This is a genomic window from Fusobacterium sp., from assembly GCF_030528405.1.
GTDB lineage: Bacteria > Fusobacteriota > Fusobacteriia > Fusobacteriales > Fusobacteriaceae > Fusobacterium.
Genome location: NZ_JAUMYY010000046.1, coordinates 1 through 11,696, shown reverse-complemented (window position 1 = coordinate 11,696; position 11,696 = coordinate 1). Strand labels below are relative to the sequence as shown.

At 27.8% G+C, this 11,696-nt stretch carries 11 protein-coding genes and 1 pseudogene; all 12 read left to right on the top strand.

Annotated features, from left to right (window positions below; genetic code table 11):
* Window positions 1–82 precede the first annotated feature (82 nt).
* The gene (locus tag Q4A58_RS07170) at window positions 83–682 is read left to right on the top strand and encodes a DUF445 domain-containing protein (protein ID WP_303117873.1); all 600 of its coding nucleotides are present in this window, start codon (window positions 83–85) and stop codon (window positions 680–682) included.
* 13 nt (window positions 683–695) lie between these two features.
* A complete protein-coding gene (ruvB, locus tag Q4A58_RS07165; protein ID WP_303117871.1) occupies window positions 696–1,691 on the top strand; it encodes a Holliday junction branch migration DNA helicase RuvB in 996 nt (331 codons plus the stop codon).
* A 6-nt stretch (window positions 1,692–1,697) separates the two neighbouring features.
* A complete protein-coding gene (locus tag Q4A58_RS07160; protein WP_303117870.1) occupies window positions 1,698–2,120 on the top strand; it encodes an Rrf2 family transcriptional regulator in 423 nt (140 codons plus the stop codon).
* A gap of 9 nt (window positions 2,121–2,129) precedes the next feature.
* Window positions 2,130–2,843: a 16S rRNA (uracil(1498)-N(3))-methyltransferase gene (locus tag Q4A58_RS07155; RefSeq protein WP_303117869.1), complete on the top strand. Its 714-nt coding sequence runs from the start codon at window positions 2,130–2,132 to the stop codon at window positions 2,841–2,843.
* The gene (mtaB, locus tag Q4A58_RS07150; protein WP_303117867.1) at window positions 2,830–4,149 is read left to right on the top strand and encodes a tRNA (N(6)-L-threonylcarbamoyladenosine(37)-C(2))-methylthiotransferase MtaB; all 1,320 of its coding nucleotides are present in this window, start codon (window positions 2,830–2,832) and stop codon (window positions 4,147–4,149) included. Before Q4A58_RS07155 ends, mtaB begins: the two co-directional genes overlap by 14 nt.
* Window positions 4,146–5,126: a LytR C-terminal domain-containing protein gene (locus Q4A58_RS07145; protein WP_303117866.1), complete on the top strand. Its 981-nt coding sequence runs from the start codon at window positions 4,146–4,148 to the stop codon at window positions 5,124–5,126. Before mtaB ends, Q4A58_RS07145 begins: the two co-directional genes overlap by 4 nt.
* Before the next feature lie 13 nt (window positions 5,127–5,139).
* On the top strand, window positions 5,140–5,535 hold the full coding sequence (locus tag Q4A58_RS07140) for a hypothetical protein (protein ID WP_303117864.1): 396 nt from the start codon (window positions 5,140–5,142) through the stop codon (window positions 5,533–5,535).
* Between the two features lie 7 nt (window positions 5,536–5,542).
* Window positions 5,543–7,414: a penicillin-binding protein 2 gene (gene mrdA, locus Q4A58_RS07135; protein WP_303117861.1), complete on the top strand. Its 1,872-nt coding sequence runs from the start codon at window positions 5,543–5,545 to the stop codon at window positions 7,412–7,414.
* Window positions 7,415–7,432: 18 nt separating this feature from the next.
* Window positions 7,433–9,343 carry a ribonuclease J gene (locus Q4A58_RS07130; RefSeq protein ID WP_303117860.1) on the top strand — a complete coding sequence of 637 codons (1,911 nt, stop codon included), beginning with the start codon at window positions 7,433–7,435 and terminating at the stop codon, window positions 9,341–9,343.
* A 13-nt stretch (window positions 9,344–9,356) separates the two neighbouring features.
* Window positions 9,357–9,659, top strand: coding sequence for a ribosome assembly RNA-binding protein YhbY (gene yhbY / locus Q4A58_RS07125; RefSeq protein ID WP_303117858.1), 303 nt, complete (start codon window positions 9,357–9,359; stop codon window positions 9,657–9,659).
* 28 nt (window positions 9,660–9,687) lie between these two features.
* The gene (dxs, locus tag Q4A58_RS07120; protein ID WP_303117856.1) at window positions 9,688–11,493 is read left to right on the top strand and encodes a 1-deoxy-D-xylulose-5-phosphate synthase; all 1,806 of its coding nucleotides are present in this window, start codon (window positions 9,688–9,690) and stop codon (window positions 11,491–11,493) included.
* Window positions 11,477–11,696 (top strand): annotated as a pseudogene (locus Q4A58_RS07115) (phosphohydrolase); the annotation flags it as partial. The gene dxs and the pseudogene Q4A58_RS07115, both read left to right, overlap by 17 nt.

The window sequence follows — 11,696 nt, the reverse complement described above, 5'->3', positions numbered from 1 at the left end:
AAATTTTTAAAAAATTTCAAATTTAATATTATTTATGATAAAATATATAAAGAATTTTATATAGAAAGTTTTTAGGTGAGAAATGAGTAAACTAATTTTTATAATAACTATAAGTGCATTGATAGGTTGGATAACAAATTTCGTTGCTATAAAAATGTTATTTAGACCTCATAGAGAGATAAATTTTATATTTTTTAAGATACAAGGCTTAATCCCCAAAAGGAAGCATGAAATAGGAGAAGGAATTGCTGAAACAATTGAGAAGGAACTTGTTTCTATAAGAGATATTGTTGAAAAACTAAGCGATGAAGAGTTTTTTGATAAACTTGATAATTTAATAGATAGTATTTTAGAAAAGGATTTAAAATTGAGAATAAAAGAAATGTTTCCTTTTCTTCAGCTTTTTTTAAATGATAAGGTACTTGATGAAATAAAGCTAGCAATAAAGAAAATAATTTTTGAAAATAAAGAAGAAGTGGTTAACTTTTTTTCTAGTTATATTGAAGAAAGAACTGACTTTAAAAAAATAATTGTAGATAAAATTTCTAACTTTTCACTGGAGAAAACAGAAAAACTAATATTTGATTTAGCAAAAAGAGAATTAAAGCATATAGAGATTATTGGAGCAATATTGGGAGCGATAATAGGTCTTTTTCAATATTTTATTTTTTTATTTGTTTAATTAAGGAGTAATTGTGGAACGAATAATAAGTGATTTAGAAATAGAAAATGAAATTGAAATACAAAAAACACTAAGACCTAAGACATTTAGAGAATACATAGGCCAAGAAAATTTGAAAGAAAAAATGTCTATTTGTATCCAAGCAGCTAAAAAAAGAAGTACGACTGTTGATCATATTCTACTGTATGGTCCTCCTGGACTTGGTAAAACTACTTTAGCAGGAGTAATTGCGAATGAAATGAAAGCAAATTTAAAAATAACATCTGGGCCAATTTTAGATAAAGCGGGAGATTTAGCTGCTATTTTAACATCATTAGAAGAGAATGATATTTTATTTATTGATGAAATTCATAGATTAAACAGCTCAGTTGAGGAGATATTATATCCTGCTATGGAAGATGGAGAACTTGATATTATGATAGGTAAAGGTCCTTCAGCAAGGTCAATAAGAATAGAACTTCCTCCCTTCACTTTAGTTGGTGCGACAACAAGGGCAGGCCTTTTAAGCTCACCCCTTAGAGATAGATTTGGAGTAAGTCATAAAATGGAATACTACAACGAAATAGAAATAAAGGGCATAGTAATTAGAGGAGCTAAAATACTTGGAGTTGCCATAGATGAAAAAGGAGCTACTGAAATTTCTAAAAGAAGCCGTGGTACTCCTAGAATAGCTAATAGATTACTGAAAAGAGTCAGAGATTATTGTGATATAAAAGGAAATGGTCTTATAGATGAACAAATAGCAAAAAAAGCTTTGGACATGCTTGGAGTAGATGAAAACGGTTTGGATGAACTAGATAGAAATATTATAAAATCAATTATAGATAATTATGACGGAGGTCCAGTTGGTATAGAGACACTTTCTCTTTTGCTAGGTGAAGATAAAAGAACCTTGGAGGAGATATATGAACCTTATCTTGTAAAAATGGGATTTTTAAAAAGAACAAACAGAGGTAGAGTCGTAACTTTAAAAGCATACCAGCATTTTAAAAGGAAAGAAGAAAGGTAAAATAGTATGAAAATTAATACAAAGGTAAGATATGGATTAAAAGCTCTGGCTTATATAGCGGAGAATTCAAGTGAAACAAAATTAGTCAGAATTAGAGATATTTCTGAAGATCAAGGCATATCTGTTCAGTATTTAGAGCAGATATTATTTAAATTAAAAAATGAAAATGTTATTGAAGGGAAAAGAGGGCCAACAGGAGGCTATAAACTTGCAAAAGAAGCAAAAGAGATTGATTTATACAGTATTTATAAAATTTTAGATGATGAGGTTAAAGTTATAGATTGTAATGAATCAGAAGAGGCAAGACATAGTTGTAAGGACGAAATGTGTGGTACTACTTGTATTTGGAGTAAGCTTGATAATGCTATGACTAAAATATTATCTGAAACTTCATTGGATGATTTTATAAAAAATGGTAATAGAATATAGGAGAACAACTTGATAACTGTTATTGTAGATACAGGTAATTTTTATAGAGATGGAATAGTAATAGACAGTTTAGCTGATATAAATCATATAAAGAATGTTTTTCGAAAAACTGTGGGAGATGAAATAAGAGTAGTTGACGGTAAAAATGAATATTTATGTCAAATTGAAAAAATAGAAGAAAAGAAAGTTTTTTTAAAAATTCTTAGTATAAAAAAAGATACTTTCTCATACGATATAGAAATTGATGCTGGAATTTGTCTTTTAAAAAATGAAAAAATGGATTTAACAATTCAAAAATTAACAGAATTGGGAATAAAAAAAATAATTCCTATAGCGGCTAAAAGATCTGTAGTAAAACTTAATAAGAAAAAAGAGAAATGGGATATAATTGTAAGAGAAACACTTAAACAATGCCAAGGAATCCAACCTACAGAGATTGAAGAAATAACAAAAATAACTGAAATAGACTATTCTTTTTATGATATAATAATAGTTCCTTATGAATGTGAAGAACAAATTTATCTAAGAGATGTATTCAAAAAACTATCTAATAAACCTAAAAGAATCCTTTTTATAATAGGTCCAGAAGGTGGCTTTGATCAAAGTGAAATAGATTTTTTTAAGACAAAAAATATTAATATAATAAGTTTAGGAAAAAGAATATTGAGAGCTGAAACAGCCGCTATAGTAACGGGAGGAGTAATAATAAATGAATTTCAATAAGAGAGTAGCCTTTCATACTCTTGGTTGTAAAGTAAATCAATACGAAACAGAAAGTATAAAAAATCAGTTATTAAAAAAAGGATATGAAGAGGTATCTTTTGAGGAAATGTCTGATATTTATATTATAAATTCTTGCACAGTAACAAGTATAGCAGATAGAAAGACTAGAAATATGCTAAGAAGAGCAAAGAGAATAAATCCTAATGGAAAGGTAATAGTAACAGGTTGTTATGCACAAACTAATAGTAGAGAAATTTTAGAAATAGAAGATGTAGATTATGTAATAGACAATAAAAATAAAAGTAATATAATTAATTTTGTTGAAGCAATAGAAGATTTGAACAACGAACGACACAAACAAGGGAATATTTTTCAAGAAAGAGAATACCAAGAATATGAATTTGCTACACTTCGAGAGATGAGTAGAGCCTATGTGAAAATACAGGATGGCTGTAATCAATTTTGTTCTTATTGTAAAATTCCTTATGCTAGAGGAAGAAGTAGATCAAGAACAAAAGAAAATATATTAAAAGAAATAAATAGACTGGTTAAAGATGGTTTTAAAGAAATAATTTTAATAGGGATAAATCTAGGGGCATACGGTGAAGATTTTAAAGAAAAAGATAGTTTTGAAAACTTAGTTAGAGAAATTTTAAAAGTAGAAAAATTAGAAAGAGTAAGAATAGGCTCTGTATACCCAGATAAATTGTCAGATGATTTTATAGATTTATTTAAAAATAAAAAAATGGCAAAACATCTTCATATTTCACTTCAATCTTGTGATGATACAGTTCTTAAAAATATGAGAAGAAATTATGGAGCTTCTCTTATAAAAGAAAGACTTTTAAAATTAAAAGAAAAAGTTAAAAATATTGAATTTACAGCAGATGTAATAGTAGGTTTTCCTAAAGAGAGTGAAGAAATGTTTTGGAATACATATAAATTAATTGAAGAGATTAAATTTTCAAATTTACATATCTTTCAGTATTCTGATAGAGAGGATACAATTGCTAGTAAAATGGAGGGAAAGATAGACTCTAGAACAAAGAAATTTAGAGCAGATAAATTGGAGGAATTAAAAAATAAAATGTTTCTTGAAAGTCGTGAAAAGTATTTAGGTAAGACTTTGGCTGTTTTATTAGAGGAGGAAAAGGAAGGAGAATTTTTAGGTTATAGCGATAATTATTTAAAGGTTAAATTAAAAAATAACAATAAATTTAAATTTAATGTAAATGAAATAGTTGATTTAAAAATTGAAAAAATAGAAGAAGCTGTTTTAGTTGGAGAAAAAGGAGACTTACTATGACAAAAAAGAGAAAAAAAAGAGGAAGAGCCCCAGTATTTATTTTAATTCTAATTTTAATATTAACAACATTGTTATATTTTAATTTTAGAGGAAATAATATAAAATTATCTAAAGATGAGAGGGTTTTAATAATTGGTAAACAAAATTTATTTGCTGTATATGAAGATAGGTTGGCTGTAAAGATTCCTTTTGAGTTAAGTATTAATAATGAAGAAACTATTAAAGATATAGTTGCTACTAAGAACTATGAAAGTGTCTTAGAAAAGATAAATGAAATTATGCCTGAAAAAATGAACAGGTACGTAGTTATTTCTTCAGGAAGTTTAAAACTAGATGTTGAAAACGAAAAAAATATACCTGAGACGAATGTTGGAGATAAAAGATTAATATTAACTTCAAGTGTTTCCGCTATGTTTAAAGAATTATATAATGAAAAGAATTCAATATATGAATTAAATGAGAATATATTGGTTGATGTTTTGAATGCAAATGGAAGAGGAGGGTATGCAAGAAAAACTGGAGAGTTTATAAAAGCCAAGTTAGGAATGAAGTATAATGCGGCTAATTATGAAATGCAACAAGAAGAAAGTTACATTATTTTAAATGATATATCTAAAGAAAAAGCTGCTGAAATAATAGAAAAATTACCAGAGAAATACTTTAAGATTAAGAGCAAATCTGCAATTCCTACTTTGGCAAATATAGTTATAGTGCTAGGAAAGGAAGAAAAAATTGATTTTAAAATAGAAGTTTATTCTTTACAGGAAACAACATCAAAATCAATTATAGATATGCTAAAAAAGCAGGGTTATAAAAATTTATCAATTCATAAGGCGAAAGAAGATGTTCAAGAAACTTTAATAGAATATAGCAAAGAGGATTATTTTATAGCTTATAAAATATCAAAACTTCTTAATATAAACAACATGGTTGAAATAGATTCTATGAAAGATAAAGTACATATTATAATAAAATAAGGGAGCAGATAAAATGTTATCAGTTTTATCTTTAGTTTTGATACTTATTGAAAATAGTCTTCCCTTAGATGGAATGATTTTATTTACATCACTTCCCTTTATTTCGTATACTGTGAAGAGAAAGGGCAGTATATTTTTTCTATTATTGACATATATTTTGATAACAACTCAGACAGATAGATATTTTTATATATTTTTAGTCATATTATTTTATATAATATTAAATGGGATAGTTTTATCATTTATGGATTATAATAAAAGAACAGCTGTCTATATATTATTATTACAAATAGCTTTTTATGGTTTACTTAGTTTTAATGTTTTCAGTATAAAGTGTTTTATAATAAATATTTGTGGCTTTATATTTTGGAATTATATATACACTAAATATATTGAAATAAAAGGATAATAAATAAATGAAATTTAGAAGAGAAAAAGAGCAAATTATATTAGGTGAGAGAAAAAAAGATAGAGAGGCTATTTTTAAAATAGGCGTTTTTTGTTGTTTTTTGATTCTTATAGGAAGATTAGGATATTTACAATTGATAAAAGGTGAGGAATACCTTCAACTTTCAGAGAGAAATCAGTTTAAAGTTGTAAGAATAGATTCACCAAGAGGCAAAATAATTGACAGCAAAGGAAGAACAGTAGTTACAAATGGTGCAGGGTATAGGCTTATTTATTTAGAAGGTAGAGAACAAAACCCTGAATATATAAAAAAAATAGCAGAATTAGTAGGAAAAGATGAAGAATATATATCTAAAAGAATAAAAAATGCGGAAATATTCCCCTATACTAAAGAAAGTATATTGATGGAAGATTTAGATGAGGTCAGTGCTCATAAATTAATAGAAGTTGCAGGAGATTATCCTTTCATAGAAGTTCAAGCTTATTCTAAGAGAAGGTATCTTTATGATGATGTTGCATCTCATACTTTAGGTTATGTGAAAAAGATATCTGAAAAAGAATATGAAGAGTTGAAGGAAAAAGATTATACACCAAGAGATATAATTGGGAAAAATGGAATAGAAAAAACATACGATAGTATTTTAAAAGGGCAAGTAGGCTATGAATATATAGAAGTTAATGCACTTAATAAAATCCAAAGGCAGATAGGAGAAAAAAAAGAACCGATTGTTGGTAAAGACTTGCATATGAGCATAGATATAGAACTGCAAAAATATATGGAAGAAGAATTTGAAAAAGATGAAAGAAGTGGTTCTTTTATAGCCTTAAAAGCTAAAACAGGAGAAATAGTAACAATAGTAAGCTACCCAACTTATTCTCTGAATCTTTTTAGTTCACAGATATCTGTTGAAGATTGGGATAAAATTTCAAATGATCCAAGAAAAATTTTAACTAATAAAAGTATTGCAGGAGAATATCCACCAGGTTCTATATTTAAAGTCATCTCTGCTTTTTCTTTTTTAGACAATGGTATAGACCCAAAAGAAAAATATATGGATTATACTGGTTATTATCAAATTGGAAATTGGAAATGGAGGGCTTGGAAGTATGGTGGTCATGGAGCAACTGATATGAAAAAATCGTTAGTTGAATCTGCTAACCCATATTATTATAGATATGCTGATAAAATAGGTGCAATGGCAATTATAGATACAGCTCGAGAATTTAAATTGGGAAGCAAGACAGATATAGATGTTCCTGGTGAAAGAAAGGGAATAATTCCAGACCCAGAATGGAAAAAGAAAAGAGTGGGAACTTCTTGGTATAAGGGGGATGGAATTTTGTTATCTATAGGTCAAGGTTATACACTTGTTACCCCTATTCAAATGGCAAAGGTTTATTCGTTTCTGGCCAATAGAGGATGGGCATATGATCCACATGTAGTAAGTGAAATTGTAGATCCTTACACAGGTTTAAGAGAAAAGGTAAAAGTACATATGGAAAAAATAAAAGATTATCCTGACTCTTATTATGAGGTTATAAATGATGCTTTAGTGGCAACAGTTCAACAGGATAACGGGACTACAAGAACTCTTAGAAATCCATATGTTAAAGTAGCAGCTAAGAGTGGTTCAGCTCAAAATCCACATTCAAAGTTAACTCATGCTTGGGTTGCAGGATATTTTCCAGCAGAAGATCCAGAGATTGTTTTTTTATGTTTATTGGAAGGTGCTGGAGGTGGAGGTTCCATAGCTGGAGGTATGGCAAAAAGATTTTTGGATAAATACTTAGAAATTGAACATGGAATAAAGAAACCAGAACCACTTATTAAAACTGAGTTAAATTCTGAATTAAATTCTACTATTTCTCAAATTAATTAAATTTAGATAGGAGAGAAAATGAAAAAAAGGAAACAAGATAAAGAAGAAAAAAATAATAATAGACTATCAATAAAAGATAAAATAAATTCAATCAAAAATGATGTTAAAAATTTAAAAAGAAAGAAGGAAGAGAGAAAAACTATAAACGAAAAAAAGAAGGATAAAAATCAAAATAGTAATAAAAGAAAGAAAAATGTAGAAGAAAAGATTATAGAAATAAAAGAGGAGTTAACAACAAAGGAAAGTAAAAAGAGTAAAAATTTAGATAAAATGTATGTTATTCCTCTAGGTGGCTTAGAAGAAGTTGGGAAAAATACTACTGTATTTCAATATAAGGATGAGATAATTTTAGTTGACGCGGGGGCTATATTTCCTGATGAAAGCTTACCTGGAATAGATTTAGTTATTCCTGATTATTCTTTTTTAGAAAATAATAAATCAAAAATAAAAGGTGTCTTTGTAACACATGGACACGAAGATCATATAGGTGGTATTCCCTATTTATATGAAAAAATAGAAAAAGATACCCCTATATATAGTGGAAAATTGACAAATGCACTTATAAAATCAAAATTTGAAAATTTTGATAAAAGAAAAAAAATTCCTAAAATGTTAGAAATAGGTCCGAGAAGTAAAATACAAGTTGGTAAATATTTTACAGTTGAATTTATAAGAGTGACTCATTCAATAGCAGATTCATATTGTTTATCTATAAAAACACCAGCAGGACATGTTTTTCACAGTGGAGATTTTAAAATAGATCTAACTCCAATAGATGGAGAAAGAGTAGATTTTATGAGACTAGCTGAATTAGGAGAAGAGGGGGTAGACTTGATGTTATCTGACTCAACTAATTCGGAAGTAGAAGGATTTACACCTTCAGAAAGAAGTGTTGGAGATGCATTCAAGCAAGAATTTGCAAAGGCGAATGGAAGGATAATAATTGCAGTTTTTGCATCTCATGTTCATAGAATTCAACAAATAATTGACATAGCAACTCAATACAAAAGAAAAGTTGCAATAGATGGGAGAAGCTTAGTTAAAATTTTTGAGATAGCTCCCACAGTTGGATATTTAAATATTCCAGAAAATACTTTAGTCCCTCTTTCATCTGTTGAAAAATTAGATGATGATAAGGTTTTAATAATATGTACAGGTACGCAAGGAGAGCCTTTAGCGGCTTTATCAAGAATAGCTAAAAATATGCATAAGCATATAAAATTGAAAGAAGGAGATACAGTCATTATATCTTCAACACCGATTCCAGGAAATGAAAAAGCAGTATCGTATAATATAAATAATATTTTACGATATGATGTAGATTTAGTATTTAAAAAGATAGCAGGGATACATGTATCTGGACATGGAAGTAAGGAAGAACAAAAATTAATGTTAAATTTAATAAATCCTAAATATTTTATGCCAGTACATGGAGAGTACAGAATGTTAAAGGCTCATATGAAATCAGCTATAGAGACTGGAGTTCCTAAAGAAAGAGTACTAATAACTCAAAATGGAGATAAAATAGAAGTAACTAAAGACTATGTAAAAATTTCAGGTAAAGTTAATTCTGGAGATATATTGATAGATGGTCTAGGTGTAGGAGATATAGGAAATAAAGTAATAAAAGATAGGCAACAGTTATCAGAAGATGGAATAGTAATAGTAGCTTATTCTATTAATAAGGAGGATGGGAAAATAATTGCAGGACCTGAACTATCCACAAAAGGGGTTGTTTATCATAAAGATTCTGAGGATATAGTGAAAGAAGCTTTAGAGATTTTGAAAAGTAAGATAAAAGAAAATAAATATTATGAGGGAAAAGATTGGGGGGATTTGAAAAATAATATTAAAGATATTATATCTAGATTATTTTATGAAAAATTTAAAAGAACTCCAATAGTACTACCTATGTTTTTAGAGATATAAGGGGAAATTAAATATGAATAGTAAAAAAAGAGCTTTTTTAAAAAAGAAAGCACACAAGCTTGAGCCTATTGTAAGAATAGGAAAAGAAGGATTAAATGAAAATATTATTAAAAGTATTCTTGATGCTATAGAATCAAGAGAATTAATAAAAGCTAAAATTTTACAAAATTGTGAACAGGATAAAAATCAAATTTATACAAAATTAATGGATTACAAAGAGTTTGAATTAGTAGGTATGATAGGAAAAACTATAATAATTTTTAAGGAAAACAAAGAGAAACCTAGTATTTCATTAGAATGGAAAAATCAAAAATAATATACATAAAATTGGAATAGAGGAAGTTATGATAGAACAACTGACAAAAAAATGTAGTGAAATAAGAGAGAAATTAATAGAAGTTGTTAGTAAAAATGGAGGACATTTAGGTCCAAATTTAGGTGTTGTTGAACTTACTGTATGTTTAAATGAAATCTATGATTTTTCTAGTGATATTATATTATTTGATGTAGGACATCAATCATATGTATATAAAATTCTTACAGGAAGAGAAAGAGAATTTTCAACATTGAGAGCACAAAATGGAATATCTCCATTTATGGATCCAAGTGAAAGTTCATATGACCATTTTATTTCTGGACATGCTGGTACTGCTTTACCTGCAGCTGTAGGATTTGCATTGGCTAATCCTGATAAGAAAGTTATAGTTATAGTAGGAGATGCCTCGATAGCTAATGGTCATTCTTTAGAGGCATTAAATTATATAGGATATAAAAAGTTAGAAAACATCATAGTTATACTAAATGATAATGAAATGTCAATTGGAAAAAATGTGGGTTATATTTCTAAATTTTTAGAAAAAATAATTTTAAGTGGCACATATAGGAGTTTTAGGACAGAAGTTAAAAGTCTAGTAAATAAAATAAAAGCCAATGCGATAAAAGAAGTTTTAGAAAGATTAGAGAGCTCGCTTAAGAATTTTTTAACTCCTTTGTATGTAGTAGAGAGTATAGGATTTAATTTTTTTGGAGCTGTTGATGGCCATAATATTGAGGAACTTCTTTTAGTATTAAAGAAAATAAAAAAATTTAAAGGACCAACTTTACTTTTGGTAAAGACTCAAAAAGGAAGAGGTTATTCTTTTGCTCTAGAGGACAAAGAAAAATTTCATGGAGTAGCTCCGTTTGATATATTGACTGGCCAGATAAAAAAATCATCTATAAAAACATATTCGGATATTTTTGGAGAAAAGATATTGGATATTGCAAAAGAAGATGAGAATATTTTTGCACTTTCTGCAGGTATGATAAAAGGAACTTGCTTGGATTTATTTAATAAAGCTATTCCAGAAAGATGTATAGATACGGGAATAGCAGAAGGTTTTTTAGTTACTTTTGCTGCTGCTCTTGCTAAATCTAATAAAAAACCATATGTATGTGTTTATTCAACATTTATTCAAAGAGCAGTTAGTCAATTGATACATGATGTATCTGTTCAGAACCTTCCAGTTAGGTTTATTATAGATAGAGCAGGTATTGTAGGACAGGATGGAAAGACACATAATGGAATATATGATCTTTCATTCTTTTTAAGTATAGAAAACTATACTGTTCTATGTCCAACAACAAAAAATGAATTGGAGCAGGCTTTGGAACTCTCTAAAAATTTTGATACAGGTCCTTTAGTTATAAGAATAGCAAAAGACAGTGTTTTTAATTTAGAAAGGGAAGAAAAACTTGAAATAGGAAAATGGAAAGAAATAAAAAAAGGAAATAAAAATTTATTTATAGCAACAGGTACAATGTTGAAGGAAATAGTAGAAATTAACGATAAACTTTTAAAAAAAGGTATTGGTGGGACAATAGTTAGTGCTGCATCAGTAAAGCCATTTGATGAAGAGTATTTAATGAATTCTATAAAAATTTATGACAATATCTTTATATTAGAGGAAACTTATATGAGAAATTCTTTTAGCACAGCAATTCTTGAATTTTTAAATGATAAAGGGATTAATAAAAAAATTCACAGATTATCATTAAAAAAAGCAATAATACCACATGCAAAAAGAGAAGAAATTTTAGAAAAAGAAGGACTAAAAGGTGAAAATTTAATAAAAAGAATTGAGGAATTTATTTATGGAGAAAAACAGTAAGATTTTGAAGTTTATAGATATTCTACTAAATTTTCAAGATGTTAAAGATCTTGAATTATATGATGATCAGGGAGTTAAAGTTTCAACACATACTTATGATGTTCTGAATATTTCAATAGGGAAAATTTTAGAAAAATATAAAAATTTAGAAACAGGAGCCTTGAAATTAGATTATTTTGCAATAACAGTTGGAGTTATAATGC

Bases quoted from the DNA above. Each gene is read 5' to 3' on its own strand.
- mrdA (WP_303117861.1), top strand. From the start codon at position 5,543: ATGAAATTTAGAAGAGAAAAAGAGCAAATTATATTAGGTGAGAGAAAA.
- mtaB (WP_303117867.1), top strand. From the start codon at position 2,830: ATGAATTTCAATAAGAGAGTAGCCTTTCATACTCTTGGTTGTAAAGTA.
- Q4A58_RS07160 (WP_303117870.1), top strand. From the start codon at position 1,698: ATGAAAATTAATACAAAGGTAAGATATGGATTAAAAGCTCTGGCTTAT.
- Q4A58_RS07145 (WP_303117866.1), top strand. From the start codon at position 4,146: ATGACAAAAAAGAGAAAAAAAAGAGGAAGAGCCCCAGTATTTATTTTA.
- yhbY (WP_303117858.1), top strand. From the start codon at position 9,357: ATGAATAGTAAAAAAAGAGCTTTTTTAAAAAAGAAAGCACACAAGCTT.
- Q4A58_RS07140 (WP_303117864.1), top strand. From the start codon at position 5,140: ATGTTATCAGTTTTATCTTTAGTTTTGATACTTATTGAAAATAGTCTT.
- Q4A58_RS07130 (WP_303117860.1), top strand. From the start codon at position 7,433: ATGAAAAAAAGGAAACAAGATAAAGAAGAAAAAAATAATAATAGACTA.
- Q4A58_RS07170 (WP_303117873.1), top strand. From the start codon at position 83: ATGAGTAAACTAATTTTTATAATAACTATAAGTGCATTGATAGGTTGG.
- dxs (WP_303117856.1), top strand. From the start codon at position 9,688: ATGATAGAACAACTGACAAAAAAATGTAGTGAAATAAGAGAGAAATTA.